This is a genomic window from Microbacterium sp. BH-3-3-3 (assembly GCF_001792815.1).
Lineage (GTDB): Bacteria > Actinomycetota > Actinomycetes > Actinomycetales > Microbacteriaceae > Microbacterium.
Window position 1 is genome coordinate 2,753,576 of record NZ_CP017674.1, and the last position, 15,197, is coordinate 2,768,772.

Sequence of the window (15,197 nt, forward strand, 5' to 3'; positions counted from 1 at the left end):
GTCCCCGGCCGACTTTCTTTTTCGCGCGGATCGGGGCACGTCGTGGGGCATTTGTTTTATGGTTCGGCTCGCGAGCCGATATTCCTCTCAGATCTTCCGCTTGCGTATCTGCAAGTCGTCGCGGTCGCGAAACTCCGTCGACGCGAGAAATTTCTGGCCTCGTGGTGTCACCCCCGCGATACCGCGGGGGACCATTCCTCTCTCTGGTTTCACCCCTCGATACCGTTGATGTTCGTCATCGGCGCGGCGCGGGAGATCCGCCTCGATCCGGCGATACTGGACCGACTGATGGCGGACGCCGCCTCGCCGACCGGTCTCACCCTCGACCGCGTGAATCCGATCGCGACACCGACGGCCGCCCCGTTCGTCACGGCGTCATCGGGATCGCGTTGAGGTGCTCGATCAGCAGGCTGGGCGGTGCCGCCGTCGCGGGGTGGCGCGTCGAGGAGCCCGGCCATTACGTGCTCGTCATGGATGAGCGCGTTCTCGGACACGTCGTCGACACGCCCGATGGCGATTTCATCTCCTTCGACGCGACGGCGACACCGATCGGACGACACCACACGCTCGCCGGCGCCCAGGCGCGCACGGTCGAGGCGAGCGGCGCACGTCGCAGCTCCCCGGCGACGTTCTCCCGCAACCTCCTCGCCGTCGGGGGTTCGTCTCTGCTGGTGCTTCTCGCTCTCACCGGCATGGTCTTCCTGCGATGACGTCCCGTGCTCAGTGAATCTGCCCGGAGGGCAGCGCGCTCGCGCGAGCCGCGCCGTTTCGCGATAGCGCAACCCCGGTCTCGAACGCCGACGACGGGCCTAGGTTTCGGGGTATGTCCCACACCATCGAACGGCTGCACATCAGCGTTGAGGGTGTCACGCATGCGCTTGCGCCCCTCGAGACGGTCGGCAATCTGAAACGGGATATCACCGAAGTCGTTCGAGCCGGGGGAGGGTTCGTCGACGTGTCCGTCGACGGAGGCCAGCGGCTCAGCATCTTCTTCAGCTCCACGACCCCGGTGACGATCTCGGCGAAGACGGTGCGGGTGGATGCCGACATCATCGACGCGACCCGTCCGACTGCGCATGTGGGCGACATCGATCCGTACGCCAGCGGCTACGTGGACCTCATCTAACGCAGCAGGCCGACCCTGGCGACGCACTTCGACCCCGGCATCCGCCGGCGGGAGACGTTCCGGCAAGACGGCGCGCCGCGTGCGGGCGGGGTCGGGATCCGCCCTGTGGTCCGTTTGCACCTCTCGCAACGTCATGTGATCTGCTCGAAGCCTGTCCATCGCAGCTCACTCCGAGAGGTCCCCCATGCGCCCGTTCCCCGTCCCGCCCCGTCAGGTCCTGATCGGCGACGCCGCGGCGTTCGTCGGCATCACTCCCCGGGCGATCCGGCACTACCACCAGGTCGATCTGCTGCCGGAGCGCGAGCGGGGCGCCGACGGTCGCCGCCGATACGGGTACGAAGACGTCATCCGGCTGCTCTGGATCCGGCGGATGACCGACGCCGGAATCGCCCTCGACGACATCCGCGACGCGTTCGCCGACGCGGCGCCGGGCGAGGACGGCGGTGACGAGGCGGTCGAGAGCGTCCTCGCACGCCTGGACGAGGCCCTTGCCGCGCAAGAAGCCGAGTTGCAGCGGAAGAGGGCTGCGGTGCAGCGGATGCGCACGCGCGGCAGCCGGCGTGGGCTGCTCGACGACATCGTCTCGCGCCGCCTCGAGGGCGCTCCCGAGGGCTCGCTCCGCCAAGACGACCTCGACGTGCTGCTGGTCACCGAGCGGATCTTCGGTCCGCTCGGCGCCGCCGTTCAGGCGGGCCGTTTCGTCGCCCTGGCCTTGCACCCCGATCTGCGCGCCGAGTCCGACCGCGTCTCTGCCGCCGAGGAAGCGCTCGACGACCTGGTCGCCGTCGATGACCCCCGGGTGGCGCAGATCGCCGCCGAGCGGCACGCTTTCGAGACCGCGCTGATGCGCGTCGTCGAAGAGTCCGGCCAGTTCGAGGAAGACGATGCCCTCTTCGAGGCCTGGGACGAGTCGCACCCGCCCGAGGGCGTCGACACGGTGCCCGACCCTCACCCCGCGAGGCAGGCGCGCGCGCAGAGCGCGGCCGACATCATCTGGGCGATGCCCTACGACTTCTCTCCGGCACGCCTCCGCTGCATGGAACTGGCGGTGCGCCTCGGGTCGTCGGAGGTGCCGGTTCCTTGACGCGAACGGTCACTCGTCCGCGGCGCTGTACTTCGTTGCGCGGGCGCGCCGTTGCCGGCCCTTCTCTCCCCACACGGCTGCGCCCTGTATCTCGGTCGTGAGCGCGTCGCACATCGTCGAGGTCCGCTCATCGCGGCAGAAACCGGCCACCTCGCCGCACACCTTCGCCAGGGTTTCGACGTCGTCACCCGCGGCGGCTCTCAGCTCGTCCATGACCGATCGGGGTTCGCGAGTGAGCAGATTTCGAGTGATCATCTCGACGAGCTGACGTTCCAACGGCGTCGACGAGGGCGGGGAAGGGTCGATCATCTGCGTACTCCTCTTCGGCCCGGGCCGGTCGTGAACTCACGTCCGCCGCGAATGATCTGCATGCGGGTCCCGGAGAGGCAGTGGCGTGTGCGCCCCTGGGCTGACGGTATGCCCGTGTGGGCGCGGCCATGCGCCAGACTGCGTTTCGTGGCCTGTGTATCGAGAGTGCCCTTCGACGTGCGTTCCACCTGAAGAGCGTGGTCGCCCGCTATGACGGCGTGAGGCGCCCGGTCAGGGAGGCGCACAGGTGCTTCGTCCGTTCGGCGAACGCAACCGCCCCTCGCACGTGCGTCCGGCGAGCGCGAGGTCGACGCCCCGATAAAGTGAGCCGCGTGAGCGCGACGGGCGACGGCGAGGGTGCGACGGGCGAGTTCGTCCAGTCGCTGGCCCGCGGCCTCGAGGTCATCCGTACCTTCGACGCCGAGCACCCGGCCCTGACCCTCAGCGAGGTGGCCCGTCGGGCGGACCTCACCCGCGCGGCGGCCCGACGTTTCCTGCAGACGCTCGAGACCCTCGGGTACGTGCGCGCCGACGGTCGCGTCTTCTCGCTCACCCCGCGCGTGCTGGAGCTGGGTTTCAGCTACCTCTCGGCCCTGTCGCTGCCCGCTCTCGCCCAGCCGCACCTGGAACACCTGTCTCGCGAGGTCGGTGAGAGCGTCTCGGCCGCCGTGCTCGACGGCGCCGAGATCGTCTACGTCGCCCGCGTCCCCACCCGGCGGATCATGAGCGTCGGCATCACGATCGGGACGCGGTTTCCCGCGTACGCCACCAGCATGGGGCGCGTGCTGCTGGCGGCGATCCCCGCCGAGCGTGCGCGCGAGGTCGTCGCGGCGTCGCATCCCGAACGCCTCACCCCGCGCACCCGCACCGACGTCGACGCGATCGTCGCCGAACTCGACGCGGTGCGCACCCAGGGGTGGGCGCTCGTCGACGGAGAGCTCGAGGAGGGCTTGCGGTCGCTGGCCGCTCCGCTGCACGACCGCTCGGGAGCCGTGGTGGCGGCGGTGAACATCTCGGCGAGCGCCCGCGGCGACGCCGACGCATGGCGCGATGCCTGCCTGCCAGCCCTGCGCGCCGCCGCCGCCGAGATCGACGCGGACATCCGACTCGTCTGACCGGGCGCCGCTGTCCCGCGGCGCGACCGAGCGCGGGTCCGGATGCCATGGATTCGTGCGAGGTGCCGTGCTCGATCGACCCTTGTCGCCCGCGCGCGGCGGGAGTATTGTGTTCGCAAGACGTACGAGTGTGCGCCAGGCGAACAACGGGAGGTTCTCCGCATGATCGACAAAACCGTTCCCGACCTCGCGACCGCCGTCGCCGGCATCTCCGACGGTGCGACCGTGATGATCGGCGGTTTCGGTCGCGCAGGTCAACCCGTCGAACTGATCGACGCGCTCATCGCGCACGGCGCGAGCGACCTCACCGTCGTCAACAACAACGCCGGCAACGGCGACACGGGCCTGGCCGCGTTGCTCGCCGCGGGGCAGGTGCGCAAGATGATCTGCTCGTTCCCCCGCCAGAGCGATTCGTGGGTGTTCGACCGGCTCTACCGTGAGGGGAAGGTCGAGCTGGAGCTCGTGCCGCAGGGCAATCTCGCCGAGCGCATCCGCGCCGCGGGCGCCGGCATCGGCGGGTTCTTCACCCCCACCGGCTTCGGCACGCAGCTGGCTGAGGGCAAAGAGACGCGGCGCATCGGCGACCGCGACTACGTGCTCGAGTACCCCATCCACGCGGATGCCGCGCTGATCAGCGCCCGCGCCGCCGACCGGTGGGGCAACCTCGTCTACCGCGAGACGGCGCGCAACTTCGGACCGATCATGGCGGCGGCCGCCACCACGACCATCGTGCAGGTCGACGAGATCGTCGAACTCGGCACCCTCGACCCCGAGACCGTCGTCACCCCGGGCCTCTACGTCGACCGCGTGGTCTCGGTGGGTGAGCGTCGGTGGCTCCGCGAGGGAGCTTTCGTCGGTGGCGTCGACATCGAGGGCCGGGCTCTGGCCGAAGAAGGGGCAGCACAGTGACCACCCGCATCTCCCGCACGGATCTCGCCGCGCGGGTGGCATCCGACATCCCCGAAGGCGCCGTGGTGAACCTCGGCATCGGGGCGCCCACCCTCGTGGCCGACTACCTGCCCGCGGGTCTCGAGATCGTGCTGCACACCGAGAACGGCATGCTCGGAATGGGCCCCGCGCCCGAGCGTGGACGCGTCGACCCCGACCTCATCAACGCGGGCAAGCAGCCCGTGACCGCCCTCGCGGGGGCGGCGTACTTCCACCACGCCGACTCGTTCGCGATGATGCGCGGCGGCCACCTCGACGTCTGCGTGCTCGGTGCCTTCCAGGTGTCGGCGGGGGGAGACCTCGCCAACTGGTCGACGGGTGAGCCCGGGGCGATCCCCGCGGTCGGCGGGGCGATGGATCTCGCCATCGGCGCGAAGGACGTCTTCGTGATGACCGACCTGCTCACCAAGTCCGGCGATCCCAAGCTCGTCGCCGCGTGCACCTATCCGCTCACCGGCGTGGGCTGCGTCTCGCGCGTCTACACCGACCACGGCGTCTTCGACGTCACCGCCGAGGGCTTCCGCGTACGGGAGCTCTTCGGCGACAACACGCACGCCGAGATCGAGACCCTGCTCGGTCTCACCCTCATCGAACAGGACGCCTGACATGCCCGCTTCGTTCGTCTACGACGCCGTCCGCACCCCCTTCGCGCGCCACGGCAAGGCCTTCGCCGACGTGCGCCCCGACGATCTCGCGGCGACCGTCATGGCATCCGTCGTCGAACGCACGGGGATCGACCCGGCCCGCATCGAGGACATCGTCTTCGGGGACGCCAATCAGGCCGGCGAAGACAACCGCAACGTGGCGCGCTTCGGCGCGCTGCTCGCGGGCTTCCCCTCGTCGGTGCCCGGCACGACCATCAACCGCCTGTGCGGTTCGTCTCTGGATGCCGTGATCCAGGGCTCGCGCGCGATCGAGGCCGGTGATGCCGAGGTGATCCTCGCGGGCGGCGTCGAGTCGATGACCCGCGCGCCCTTCGTGGTCGAGAAGAGCCCGCGGCCCTTCCCCGCCGCGAATCAGACGATGTGGAACACCTCGATCGGCTGGCGCATGACCAACCCGCGCCTGCGCACGGACTGGACGATCTCGAACGGCGAGAGCGCCGAGAAGCTCGCCGAGATCTACGACATCTCGCGCCAGCAGCAGGACGCCTTCGCCGCCCGCAGCCACCGTCTCGCGGCGGCCGCCTGGGCCGAGGGGCGCTTCGACGACGAGATCGTGCAGGTCGAGGGTCACGCGCTCGCCCGCGACGAGGGCATCCGCGACGACTCCACCGCCGACGTGCTCGCCGGGCTCCGCCCGGCGTTCCAGAAGGACGGCACGGTGACGGCGGGCAACTCCTCGCCCATCAACGACGGCGCTTCGGCCGTGCTGTTGGGCGCGGAAGGGGCACTGGATGCCGAGCCCCTGGCGCGAATCGCGGGCCGCGCCGCGTTCGGCAACGATCCCGACGTCTTCGGCATCGCGCCCGTCGAAGCGGCCAACCGCGCGCTCGCCCGCGCGGGCCGCACGTGGGCCGACGTGACCTTCGTCGAGCTGAACGAGGCGTTCGCGTCGCAGTCGCTCGCGTGCGCGAAGCTCTGGACCGAGCTCGACCCGGAGCTACTCAACGAGACCGGCGGCGCGATCGCCATCGGGCACCCGCTCGGCGCTTCGGGCGGACGCCTCATCGCCCGCGCCGCGCACGAACTGAAGCGCCGCGGCGGCGGTGTCGCGGTGACGGCGATCTGCATCGGCGTGGGTCAGGGCCTCGCGGTGGTGCTGGAGCGGTAGGGCCCCGCGCCTCGCTCGGGGTCGAGGGCGGTTCAGGCCGTCACGACTCGTCGGCCCAGCGATCCCGCGGGCGATCGCCGTCGTCGCGTGGGGAACCGGGCTCGGACCACTCCAGCTGAAAACCGCACTCCCGGCACTCGTCGGCCCCGCCGCCCTCTTCGAGCAGCGGATGCATCGTCACGCCGCACGAGGGGCAGATCGGCTGCGCGCCCTCGTCGTAGGGGTCTCTGTAGGTCATGACCGTTCCGCTCGTCACCGTGGGTCGCGGGCGTCGCCCGGCGTCTAGGAATCACAACTCTGTCGCCCTTCGGCTTGTTCCTCGTCCACCGGGGTGTCGGTGGTCGCCGCTACGGTCGTCTCATGGACGACCTCCCCGCCGCGCGACTCGGCCTCGGTCTCGCCGCCGTCGGCCGCCCGGCCTACATCACCACCGGGCGCGACGACGACTTGGGCGACCCGGCCGACCGCTCCGTCGAGGCCCTGCAGCAGCGCGCGCACGCGCTGCTCGACGAGGCGTGGGCCCTCGGCATCCGCGTCGTCGATGCGGCGCGGTCGTACGGCTACGCCGAGCGGTTCCTCGGCGCGTGGCTCGCGCGGCATCCCGAGCGGCGTGCCGAGCTCACCGTCGGATCGAAGTGGGGCTACGCCTACGTCGGCGGGTGGCGAATGGATGCCGCCGTGCACGAGCGCAAAGAGCACTCCGTCGCGATGTTCGACCGGCAATGGCCCGAGACCCTGGAGGCGCTGGGATCGGCGCCCGATCTGTACCTCGTCCACTCCGTGACGCCCGAGAGCCCGGCGTTGAGCGACGCCGTCCTGCTCGGCCGACTGCGCGGGCTGGCGGGCAGCGGCGTGCGCGTGGGGCTGTCGACGAGCGGTCCGCATCAGTCACGCGTCGTCGATGCGGCCAGGGATCTGCCCGATTCGCCGTTCTCGGCCGTGCAGGCCACGTGGAACCTGTTCGAGCCGTCGGCGGCTCCCGCCCTGGCGCGCGCCCACGATGCGGGATGGACCGTGGTGGTGAAGGAGGCCCTGGCCAACGGCGAGCTCGCGGCGACTCCCGCCGACCCCGACCGCGTGGCGGCGGCATCCGGAGTCTCTCCCGATGCCTTCGCGCTCGGCGTGGCACGGGCACAGCCGTGGGCCGACATCGTGCTGAGCGGGGCGAGCACGCCGGGGCAGCTCCGCCGCGGCGTCGACGCGCGCCCGGTCGTTATCGACGAGGCCACGCGCCGAAGATGGGCGGTCGAGCCCGACGAGTACTGGCGACGCCGGTCGGAGCGCCCCTGGCGCTGATCACGGCGTGCTCCGGTCGCTCCCCGGGGCGTCGGACGGCGAGGGCGCGGCGCGGCGCGGGTCGTGCGCGGCGGAGGGCCGGGCTCAGTCGGCGTCGACGATCATGTTGGTGATGCGGGCCGTGGCGACGAGTCGATCGTCGTCGTCGGTCACGCGGATGTCGTACGTCGCGACCCGACGACCCCGGTGCGCGGGCGTGGCGACCGCGTGGAGGGAACCGGACCGCACCCCGCGGTGATGCGTGATGTTCAGGTCGACGCCGACGCACACCTTGCCCAGGGTGCTCGCGTGGATCATCGCGGCCCACGAGCCGACGGCCTCGGCCAGGGCGGCGGTGGCGCCCCCGTGCAGACGCCCGAGTGATTGGGTGTTGCCGCGGACGGGCATGTCGGCCGCCACCCGTTCCGCCGACTGCGCGGTGATCGTGATGCCGAGGCGCTCGTCGAGCGCGCCGGGGACGATGGTCCAGGGGGTCATCGTTGTCTCCTTCCGCGTCGCCCTTGCTCGGGTCGCGCACCTCTGACACTATTACTGAACGCTCGGTTGGTAATAGTGCTGATCGAGTCTTCCCGCCCCTGCCCCACAGAACGATGGAGTTCTCATGGCCTCGCAGACCGCCGCAACCGTCCCCGCCACCGGGTTGAAACGCGAGGAACGGCGCGTCCTCGCCGGCACCCTCGTGGGCACCTCGATCGAGTGGTACGACTTCTTCATCTACGCCCAGGCGGCGGGCCTCGTGCTCGCGCCCCTGTTCCTGGCGCCCCTCGCGCAGTCCGATCCCGGACTCGCGCAGGTGCTGTCGTGGGCGACGATCGGCATCTCGTTCCTCTTCCGCCCCCTCGGCGCGGTCGTCGCGGGCTACCTCGGCGACCGCCTGGGGCGCAAGAAGATGCTCGTGCTGACCCTCATCATGATGGGTGTGTCGACGGCCCTCATCGGAGTGCTGCCCACGTATGCGGCCATCGGCATCGGCGCCCCCATCCTGCTCATCCTGCTGCGTGTGCTGCAGGGCTTCTCGGCCGGTGGCGAGTGGGGCGGCGCGGCTCTGCTCTCGGTCGAGCACGCGCCGGTGAACCGTCGCGGCTACTTCGGCGCCTATCCGCAGATCGGCGTCCCGATCGGCATGATCCTCGCCACGGCCACCCTGTGGATCCTCACCTCGTCGATGTCGGCCGAAGCCTTCCTCGCCTGGGGTTGGCGCGTGCCGTTCCTCTTCTCGATCGTGCTGATCGTCGTGGGCTACGTCATCCGCCGCTCGGTCGAGGAGAGCCCCGTCTTCGAAGACCTCGTGCGTCGCCGCAAGGAATCGTCGGCCCCTCTCGGCCAGCTGTTCCGCAAGAACTGGCGCCAGGTCGCCCTGACCGCTTTCGTCTTCATCGGCAACAACGCCGCCGGCTACCTGCTGATCGCCTTCTTCGCGACCTACGCGGTCACGGCGCTCGGACTCGAACGCCCCACCGTCCTGTTGGCGACGACCCTGGCATCCTTCGGCTGGCTCGTCTTCACCCTGTGGGGCGGCCGGCTCTCGGACCGCCTCGGACGCGTGCGCACCTTCCAGATCGGCTACCTGATCCTCGCGGTCTGGGCGGTGCCGATGTGGTTCCTCATCGACACCGGGAACATCGTCTGGTACTTCGTCGCCCTGTTCGTCATGACGCTCGGCCTCGGCCTGTCGTACGGTCCCCAGGCGGCGCTGTACGCCGAGATGTTCCCCGCGAACGTGCGGTACTCGGGCGTCTCGATCGGGTACGCCCTGGGGGCGATCATGGGCGGCGCCTTCGCCCCGATGATCGCCGAGGCGCTGTTGCGCTCCACCGGAGCGTCGTGGACCATCGGCCTCTACATCGCGGTGGCGGCCCTCGTCTCGCTCGCCGCGGTCTCGCTCATCAAAGAGACCAAGGGCGTCGACCTACGGGCCTGACCCCGGATGCCGATCGAGGGGCCTCGCGCGCGGTGCGGGGCCCCTCCGGCGTGCGGTCTCAGTCCGTGCGCAGGCCGTCGAGGGCGATGCGTACGATGTCGGCGCCGAGACGGTCGCCGTCGACGCTTCCGCCGGGTCGGTACCACTCCACGACCGAGTTGATCATGCCGAACAGCAGCCGGGCGGCGACCGCGGCATCGACGTCGTCGCGCACCCCGCCCTCGGCTTGCGCGGCGGCGACGAGATCGGTGACGCGGTGGTCGAAGACGCGGCGGCGCTCGAGGGCGGCCCGCTCGACGTCGCCGTTGCCGCGCACCCGCAGCAGCAGGGTGACCGCGGGCAACTGCGCGACCAGCACGTCGGTGGCCCCCGTCAGAACGAAGCGCAGGCGATCGGATGCCGCGCCCTCGCGGGCGCCGGACTGCTCGAGCACGGCCTCCAGCGCACCGAGAGCGGCGTCGAGGGCGACCGCCAGCAGCTCCTGCTTCGACGAGAAGTGGTGGTACAGCGCCGATTTCGTCAGGCCCAGGCGGCGTGCGATGTCGGCGACGCTCGTGGCGTCGTACCCCTGCTCGTTGAACAGCTGCACCGCGACGGCGAGAAGACCCTCACGGTCGTAACCCGGGCGGCCGCGACGCGCGGGGGCGTCGGCGGTCGTAGGGGTCGTCACGGGCTCGGGCGCGGTCACGGTTTCAGTGTGTCACTCCAGCAGGGCGGGGGAGTCCGCGTGCAACAGGGCGCGAGCGGCGTTTCCGATCACGGCGCTATAGGTGGGGTAGGCGAAACGCACGCCCGCGAGGGTGGCGACGTCGATCCCCGCCGCCATCGCGGTCGTGACCGACTGGATGACCTCGACGGCGTTCTCGCCCACCGCGTGCGCCCCCAGGATCAGCTCGCGACGACGGTCGGCGATCAGCATGAGGAAGCCGCGCTCGCGGTCGTCGATCACCGCGCGGTCGAGGTCGGCGAAGTCCACGGTCGCCACGACGCACGAGGGGTCGCGGTCGCGCGCCTGCTCCTCGGTGAAGCCGACGCCGGCGTAGTCGGGGTCGGTGAACCCGCCCGCCGGCAACAGGTGGTGGGGGGTGCGCCGGTTGGCGCCGAGCACGGCGTTCTCGGCCGCGGCCTCGCCCTCGAACTGCGCCGCCTGCACGAGCATGTCGCGGCCGTTGGCATCGCCGACGGCGAGGATGTGCGGCACGATCGTGCGGAAGTACCGATCGACCGGGATCGCCGAGCGCTCGACGTCGACGCCGGCGTTCTCGAGCCCGAGGTCTTCCACGTCGGCCGGCCAGCCGGTGGCCATGATGACGACGTCGACCTCCAGCGAGTGCGATCCGTCGGCTTCGCGCCAGGTGAGCGTGAGGGACCCCTCGTCGGTACGGTCGATCCGCTCGACCGTGTCGATCCCCGTTCGCACGTCGACGCCGTGGTCGGTGAGCGAGGCCGCGATGGCCTCGGAGATGCGCGCATCCGAGGCGACCAGCACGCGCGGAGCGACGTCGAGCAGCGTGACGTCCGAGCCGAAGGATCGGAACACCGTCACCAGCTGCGCCCCGGTGTTGCCGGCGCCGATGACGGCGACCCGGCGGGGGAGCTCGGCGAGCGAGAGCACGTCTTCCGGTACCGTGGCCAGCTCCGCGCCGGGGATCGGCAGCCGACGGGAGTGCCCGCCGACGCACACGAGGATGTTCTCGGCGCGGATGCGGCGACCGCTGTCGAGCACGAGCGTGTGCTCGTCGGCGAAGCGCGCGCGCCCCTCGTGCACGAGGTCGACACCGGCGGCGGCGAAGCGTTCGGCCTCGCGTTTGATGGAGCGCACGGCATCCACCCTCTCGTGCACGCGCGCCACCACGGCGGGCCAATCCACGCGCGGCTCGTCGACGACGATGCCGTAGTCGTCGGCCGCGCGCGTCTCGCGCATGAGCCGCGCGGCCTTGGCGAGCACGCGGGTGGGGACGCACCCGGTGTTGACGCACGTGCCGCCCACGCGCCCGGCCTCGAGCACGACGACCGAGGCGCCCAGTTCGGCCGCACGCAGCGCCGCCGCGGTTCCCGCGGGACCGGCGCCGATCACGGCGATGTCGTAAGAGTCGAGCTCGTGGTCCACGGCATCCCCCGTCGGTGAGTGAGAGCACCAGTCAAGTGCGATCGACCCGGACGACGGTGGGGGTTGCGCGCGGGCTCAGAACCTTTCGTACAGATCGGTGGCGGTCAGGCCCGTTCCGCCGATCGCGCGCACGCCCGGAGCCGGGTGCAGTTCGAACGTCTCGCCGTCATGCAGCAGGACGGCGGTGTAGTCGCCACGGGTGTCGAGCTTGACCTCGAAGCGGCCGGTGTCCATGAGCCGCAGGGTGACCACCGCGCCGCTCCGGGCGAGGAAGTTCACTTCTTTCTCGTGCGCCGTCGGAAGGGGGATGATCGGCTCGTCGGCGTCCATGGTGCGAGTCTGACACGCGCCCGCCGGGCGGGGGCCAGACTCGCGCAGTCCCAGACCGTCGTGCTCACGTGGCCGATGTCGGGCGGCGGCATCCCACCCTCCGGTGCGCTGCGCCGCTGGCCCGAGATCGCCCGCGGCGCCCGCTCGAGGCGTGGCGCAGCGGGCGACTCGCCTCAGCGGTGGTCGCGCCAGGAGTGCTGCGGGTCGTACCCGAGCACTCGCCGGGCCTTGTCGATCGACAGCAGCGTCGTGTTCTCGCCCAGGTCGCCGCGCGTCTCGACGCCGGGGAAGACCTCGTCGACGAGTTCGCCGTTGGGGCGGGTCATGACGGTGTCGGCCGCGGCGATGATGAACGTGTCGAAGCCGGCGGGCGCGTTCTCGAGCGCGCGCTGCACGGCCTGTGCGCCGTCGCGGGCGTCGATGTACCCCCACAGATTCCACTTGCGGGTGCGGGCGTCGGCGTCGAAGGGGAACTCGGCGTAGTCGTCGGGGACCATGACGTTCGAGAAACGCAGCGCGGTGATCGAGAGCTCGGGGTGCCACCGCACGAGCTCGGTCGCCAGGTGCTCTTCGAGCGTCTTGACCAGCGAGTACACCGACTCGGGACGCGCCGGGTACTGCTCGTCGACGGGGACATAGGGCGGCGGGACGTCGAAGGGGAGTCCCAGCACGGTCTCGCTGGAGGCGTAGACGATTCTCTGGATGCCGAGCCGCACGGCCGCCCAGAACACGTTGAACGTGCTCGTCATGTTGTTGTGGAACGTCGCGATGTCGGAGCGGATGCCGGGGGCGGGGATCGCGCCGAGGTGCACGAGCGCGTCGAAGCCGTCGTGCTGGTCGTTCACCCCCGCGAGGGCGTCGATGACCTGGCCGTAGTCGGTCAGCTCGACCTGCACGAAGCCGGGACCGCGCTCGCCGCGCACGTCGAGACCGATGACCTCGTGGCCGGCGGCACGCAGTTCACGGGCGACGACGGTACCGAGTTTTCCGGATGAACCGGTGAGGGCGATGCGCATGGGGATCCTTCGTATCGGGAGACGGTGTCGCCCAAGGTAACGGCATCCGCCGACATCGACACGGGGGTGGCCGAGACGCGCGACGATGCGTAGGGCCCGCGAGCGATGCGCTCGCGGGCCCGTGGTGGCGTCAGTTGACGCGCGCCTCTTCCTGCTCGTCCTCGTCGTCGCCGGGGATGAACACGTCGACGACGGTCACGTTGACCTCGACCGCCTTCATGCCGACGATCTCGGTGATGGCCTGCTGCACGGCAGAACGCACGTTCGCGGCCACGCGCTGGATGCGCTCGGGGTAGTCGACCTGGATCGAGATGTCGGCGGCGACCTCGGTCTCGCCCACCTCGACGCTCACTCCCTGCGCGTAGTCCTTCGCGCCGACGGCCTGGCGGATGTTGCCGATGACACGGGCAGCGCCACCGCCGAGGGCGTGGACGCCCGGAACCTGCGCCGCGGCGATGCCGGCGACCTTGGCGACGACGGGGTCGACGATGACGGTGGTACCGCCGTCGCGGCGGGCGTCGGTGCGGGTGGCGGGCGTGGGGGTGTCGGTGCTTGCCATGAGGAACATCCTTTCGTCAAGATCACGGACCGAATCGGGTCCGGGGTGTTTCGCTATGGGGACGGGCTCGACTCGTGAAACGTCACGAGCACGAGGCTGAAAGTCTGCTGACAGGAACCGCGATGCCCTCTTTGTCTTCCGCCACCGACGCGTTCCTCGCGTCACGCGCGGCCGACGGCGACCAGCTCGCCTTCGGGGTTCTCGTGCGTCGCCATGCGCCCTTCCTCGTCGCGTTCGCGACGCGCCTGACGCGCTCCCGGGCCGACGCCGACGATTGCGTGCAAGAAGCACTGATCACCGCATGGCGGCGCCTGCCCGACCTCACCGAGCCCGAGAAGGTGCGTAGCTGGCTGACCACGATCGTGTCGCGCAAGGTGACCGACCGCATGCGTTCACGCAAGATCTCGGAGCAGATCGACGAAGAGATGGTGTCGGCGGCAGACGACCCGGAGCGCGCAGTTGTGGCATCGTCGCAGATGGACGCGCTGAAGAAGGTGCTGGCGGATCTCCCCGAAGAACTGCGCGTCGTGTGGGTGCTGCGCGAGATCGGCGGCCACAGCTACGACGAGATCGCCATCGAGGTGGGGGAGCCCGCGGCAACCGTGCGCGGCCGACTCGCCCGGGCGCGCAAGACCGTGTTGGACCGCATGCAGGAGTGGAGGTGACCGGATGAACGAGCACAGCGACGACATCGGGGGCTCGGGCTATTCGCTCGAGGACCTCTCCGCGTACCTGGATCGCGGCCGAGTGCCGCGGATCAACGCCATCGAACGGAACGCGGAGTGCCAGGCCATCCTGGCCTCCATGCAGCGCATGGGGCAGCTCTCGCGCGCGATCGTCGACGAGCAGGCCGCGGAACCGCTCGCGGAGTCCTGGTACGACGGCATCATGCGCGAGGTGATGCGGGAGTTCCGTGCCGGCCGCGACATCCCCTTGGCGCAGTCCGACGAGGGCGTCGAACTGGTGGTCACCGAGGGCGCGATCTACGAGCTCATCCGCTCGGTGGGCGACGGCATCGAGGGGCTCCTGGTGGGCCGCGTGCGTCTCGACCACGTCGAGCCCGGGGCGCCTCTCGACGTGCGGGTCACCGTGAGCGTGCGGTTCGGGCGCGCGATGACCGAGGCCGTCGACGAGATGCGCGACGGCATCCGCTCGGCCATCGAACGGCACGGCGACCTGCGGGTCGGTCGTGTAGACGTCACCGTCGGCGACGTGCACCTCGACGAGGGAGAAGACGAATGACCGGGATCTCCGCCGCGGAACTCGCGCCGCGCATCGACCTCGCCGTCACGGCCGTCGAGGGCGTGCGAGAGAGCTATTCCGCACGTCCCGTGGTGACGCGGGCCTACGAGCACGTCGCCGACGTCGAGGGGTCTCTCGCCGAGGTCGAACAGGCCGGTGGAGCCCGGGCCATCACCGTCTGCGTCGGCGTCTCCGCCGACGATGACGCCGGAGCCGTGGCATCCGCCGTCGCGATCGCGGCGCGGGGGGCCGCGCGCGACGAGGTGCCCTCGACCGTCCGCGTGCGCGTCGCGCGACTCGTGGCGCCCGCTTCGTAGGACGTTCGCGGCCGCGTGTCGGCGGAGCGGCCTACGCTGGGGGGACCGCTC

The 15,197-nt window shown here is 70.7% G+C and carries 21 protein-coding genes; 13 read left to right on the top strand and 8 right to left on the bottom strand.

Annotation, left to right across the window (positions count from 1 at the left end; translation table 11 throughout):
* Positions 1-42: 42 nt before the first annotated feature.
* The 4 genes from BJP65_RS16630 to BJP65_RS12660 all read left to right on the top strand — a co-directional run bounded on the left by BJP65_RS16630 (position 43) and on the right by BJP65_RS12660 (position 2,210).
* Positions 43-393, top strand: coding sequence for a hypothetical protein (locus BJP65_RS16630; RefSeq protein WP_156784890.1), 351 nt, complete (start codon positions 43-45; stop codon positions 391-393).
* 77 nt (positions 394-470) lie between these two features.
* Positions 471-710, top strand: coding sequence for a hypothetical protein (locus BJP65_RS12650; protein WP_156784891.1), 240 nt, complete (start codon positions 471-473; stop codon positions 708-710).
* A gap of 113 nt (positions 711-823) precedes the next feature.
* On the top strand, positions 824-1,126 hold the full coding sequence (locus tag BJP65_RS12655; RefSeq protein WP_055838980.1) for a hypothetical protein: 303 nt from the start codon (positions 824-826) through the stop codon (positions 1,124-1,126).
* 184 nt (positions 1,127-1,310) lie between these two features.
* The gene (locus BJP65_RS12660) at positions 1,311-2,210 is read left to right on the top strand and encodes a MerR family transcriptional regulator (RefSeq protein ID WP_070409378.1); all 900 of its coding nucleotides are present in this window, start codon (positions 1,311-1,313) and stop codon (positions 2,208-2,210) included.
* Positions 2,211-2,219: 9 nt separating this feature from the next.
* Here BJP65_RS12660 and BJP65_RS12665 read toward each other — a convergent pair whose 3' ends face one another.
* Entirely contained in the window at positions 2,220-2,519 is a 300-nt protein-coding gene (locus BJP65_RS12665) for a hypothetical protein (protein ID WP_070409379.1), read from the bottom strand.
* Between the two features lie 332 nt (positions 2,520-2,851).
* Here BJP65_RS12665 and BJP65_RS12670 point away from each other — a divergent pair, with 332 nt between their 5' ends.
* The 4 genes from BJP65_RS12670 (at position 2,852) to BJP65_RS12685 (ending at position 6,355) form a co-directional block, all read left to right on the top strand.
* Complete coding sequence (locus tag BJP65_RS12670; protein ID WP_070410003.1) at positions 2,852-3,634, top strand: IclR family transcriptional regulator C-terminal domain-containing protein; 783 nt, start codon at positions 2,852-2,854, stop codon at positions 3,632-3,634.
* Between the two features lie 162 nt (positions 3,635-3,796).
* Positions 3,797-4,543: a 3-oxoacid CoA-transferase subunit A gene (locus BJP65_RS12675; protein ID WP_070409380.1), complete on the top strand. Its 747-nt coding sequence runs from the start codon at positions 3,797-3,799 to the stop codon at positions 4,541-4,543.
* Positions 4,540-5,187, top strand: coding sequence for a 3-oxoacid CoA-transferase subunit B (locus BJP65_RS12680; RefSeq protein WP_070409381.1), 648 nt, complete (start codon positions 4,540-4,542; stop codon positions 5,185-5,187). Before BJP65_RS12675 ends, BJP65_RS12680 begins: the two co-directional genes overlap by 4 nt.
* Before the next feature lies 1 nt (position 5,188).
* Positions 5,189-6,355 (top strand): thiolase family protein, encoded by a 1,167-nt coding sequence (locus BJP65_RS12685; protein ID WP_070409382.1) that lies wholly within the window; start codon positions 5,189-5,191, stop codon positions 6,353-6,355.
* A gap of 40 nt (positions 6,356-6,395) precedes the next feature.
* On the opposite strand, the gene BJP65_RS12690 is transcribed toward BJP65_RS12685, so the two are convergent.
* Entirely contained in the window at positions 6,396-6,593 is a 198-nt protein-coding gene (locus tag BJP65_RS12690) for a zf-TFIIB domain-containing protein (RefSeq protein ID WP_070409383.1), read from the bottom strand.
* A gap of 122 nt (positions 6,594-6,715) precedes the next feature.
* Here BJP65_RS12690 and BJP65_RS12695 point away from each other — a divergent pair, with 122 nt between their 5' ends.
* Complete coding sequence (locus tag BJP65_RS12695) at positions 6,716-7,651, top strand: aldo/keto reductase (protein WP_070410004.1); 936 nt, start codon at positions 6,716-6,718, stop codon at positions 7,649-7,651.
* An 84-nt stretch (positions 7,652-7,735) separates the two neighbouring features.
* On the opposite strand, the gene BJP65_RS12700 is transcribed toward BJP65_RS12695, so the two are convergent.
* The gene (locus tag BJP65_RS12700; RefSeq protein ID WP_070409384.1) at positions 7,736-8,128 is read right to left on the bottom strand and encodes a PaaI family thioesterase; all 393 of its coding nucleotides are present in this window, start codon (positions 8,126-8,128) and stop codon (positions 7,736-7,738) included.
* A gap of 124 nt (positions 8,129-8,252) precedes the next feature.
* On the opposite strand from BJP65_RS12700, the gene BJP65_RS12705 reads away from it, so the two are divergent.
* Entirely contained in the window at positions 8,253-9,572 is a 1,320-nt protein-coding gene (locus BJP65_RS12705; protein WP_070409385.1) for an MFS transporter, read from the top strand.
* Positions 9,573-9,630: 58 nt separating this feature from the next.
* On the opposite strand, the gene BJP65_RS12710 is transcribed toward BJP65_RS12705, so the two are convergent.
* From BJP65_RS12710 to BJP65_RS12730, 5 genes are all read right to left on the bottom strand, one after another.
* Positions 9,631-10,260, bottom strand: coding sequence for a TetR/AcrR family transcriptional regulator (locus tag BJP65_RS12710; RefSeq protein ID WP_070409386.1), 630 nt, complete (start codon positions 10,258-10,260; stop codon positions 9,631-9,633).
* A gap of 12 nt (positions 10,261-10,272) precedes the next feature.
* Positions 10,273-11,682, bottom strand: coding sequence for an NAD(P)/FAD-dependent oxidoreductase (locus BJP65_RS12715; RefSeq protein WP_258027472.1), 1,410 nt, complete (start codon positions 11,680-11,682; stop codon positions 10,273-10,275).
* 75 nt (positions 11,683-11,757) lie between these two features.
* Positions 11,758-12,012, bottom strand: coding sequence for a hypothetical protein (locus tag BJP65_RS12720; RefSeq protein WP_055938680.1), 255 nt, complete (start codon positions 12,010-12,012; stop codon positions 11,758-11,760).
* A 173-nt stretch (positions 12,013-12,185) separates the two neighbouring features.
* Positions 12,186-13,028 (bottom strand): NAD(P)-dependent oxidoreductase, encoded by an 843-nt coding sequence (locus BJP65_RS12725; RefSeq protein ID WP_070409388.1) that lies wholly within the window; start codon positions 13,026-13,028, stop codon positions 12,186-12,188.
* Positions 13,029-13,158: 130 nt separating this feature from the next.
* Positions 13,159-13,587: an Asp23/Gls24 family envelope stress response protein gene (locus BJP65_RS12730; protein WP_055838946.1), complete on the bottom strand. Its 429-nt coding sequence runs from the start codon at positions 13,585-13,587 to the stop codon at positions 13,159-13,161.
* A 122-nt stretch (positions 13,588-13,709) separates the two neighbouring features.
* Here BJP65_RS12730 and BJP65_RS12735 point away from each other — a divergent pair, with 122 nt between their 5' ends.
* Genes BJP65_RS12735 through BJP65_RS12745 form a run of 3 tightly spaced genes read left to right on the top strand, consistent with a single transcriptional unit; the run spans position 13,710 to position 15,146 of the window.
* Entirely contained in the window at positions 13,710-14,252 is a 543-nt protein-coding gene (locus tag BJP65_RS12735; protein WP_070409389.1) for an RNA polymerase sigma factor, read from the top strand.
* Positions 14,253-14,256: 4 nt separating this feature from the next.
* Entirely contained in the window at positions 14,257-14,829 is a 573-nt protein-coding gene (locus BJP65_RS12740) for a hypothetical protein (RefSeq protein ID WP_070409390.1), read from the top strand.
* Positions 14,826-15,146 carry a hypothetical protein gene (locus BJP65_RS12745; protein WP_055838936.1) on the top strand — a complete coding sequence of 107 codons (321 nt, stop codon included), beginning with the start codon at positions 14,826-14,828 and terminating at the stop codon, positions 15,144-15,146. The genes BJP65_RS12740 and BJP65_RS12745 overlap by 4 nt, the downstream gene beginning before the upstream one ends.
* The last annotated feature ends 51 nt before the right edge of the window (positions 15,147-15,197 follow it).

Excerpts from the sequence above, each read along its gene's own strand:
- BJP65_RS12650 (WP_156784891.1), top strand. The coding sequence starts at position 471 with ATGGATGAGCGCGTTCTCGGACACGTCGTCGACACGCCCGATGGCGAT.
- BJP65_RS12655 (WP_055838980.1), top strand. The coding sequence starts at position 824 with ATGTCCCACACCATCGAACGGCTGCACATCAGCGTTGAGGGTGTCACG.
- BJP65_RS12660 (WP_070409378.1), top strand. The coding sequence starts at position 1,311 with ATGCGCCCGTTCCCCGTCCCGCCCCGTCAGGTCCTGATCGGCGACGCC.
- BJP65_RS12665 (WP_070409379.1), bottom strand. The coding sequence starts at position 2,519 with ATGATCGACCCTTCCCCGCCCTCGTCGACGCCGTTGGAACGTCAGCTC.
- BJP65_RS12675 (WP_070409380.1), top strand. The coding sequence starts at position 3,797 with ATGATCGACAAAACCGTTCCCGACCTCGCGACCGCCGTCGCCGGCATC.
- BJP65_RS12685 (WP_070409382.1), top strand. The coding sequence starts at position 5,189 with ATGCCCGCTTCGTTCGTCTACGACGCCGTCCGCACCCCCTTCGCGCGC.
- BJP65_RS12690 (WP_070409383.1), bottom strand. The coding sequence starts at position 6,593 with ATGACCTACAGAGACCCCTACGACGAGGGCGCGCAGCCGATCTGCCCC.
- BJP65_RS12695 (WP_070410004.1), top strand. The coding sequence starts at position 6,716 with ATGGACGACCTCCCCGCCGCGCGACTCGGCCTCGGTCTCGCCGCCGTC.
- BJP65_RS12700 (WP_070409384.1), bottom strand. The coding sequence starts at position 8,128 with ATGACCCCCTGGACCATCGTCCCCGGCGCGCTCGACGAGCGCCTCGGC.
- BJP65_RS12705 (WP_070409385.1), top strand. The coding sequence starts at position 8,253 with ATGGCCTCGCAGACCGCCGCAACCGTCCCCGCCACCGGGTTGAAACGC.
- BJP65_RS12720 (WP_055938680.1), bottom strand. The coding sequence starts at position 12,012 with ATGGACGCCGACGAGCCGATCATCCCCCTTCCGACGGCGCACGAGAAA.
- BJP65_RS12725 (WP_070409388.1), bottom strand. The coding sequence starts at position 13,028 with ATGCGCATCGCCCTCACCGGTTCATCCGGAAAACTCGGTACCGTCGTC.
- BJP65_RS12730 (WP_055838946.1), bottom strand. The coding sequence starts at position 13,587 with ATGGCAAGCACCGACACCCCCACGCCCGCCACCCGCACCGACGCCCGC.
- BJP65_RS12735 (WP_070409389.1), top strand. The coding sequence starts at position 13,710 with ATGCCCTCTTTGTCTTCCGCCACCGACGCGTTCCTCGCGTCACGCGCG.
- BJP65_RS12740 (WP_070409390.1), top strand. The coding sequence starts at position 14,257 with ATGAACGAGCACAGCGACGACATCGGGGGCTCGGGCTATTCGCTCGAG.
- BJP65_RS12745 (WP_055838936.1), top strand. The coding sequence starts at position 14,826 with ATGACCGGGATCTCCGCCGCGGAACTCGCGCCGCGCATCGACCTCGCC.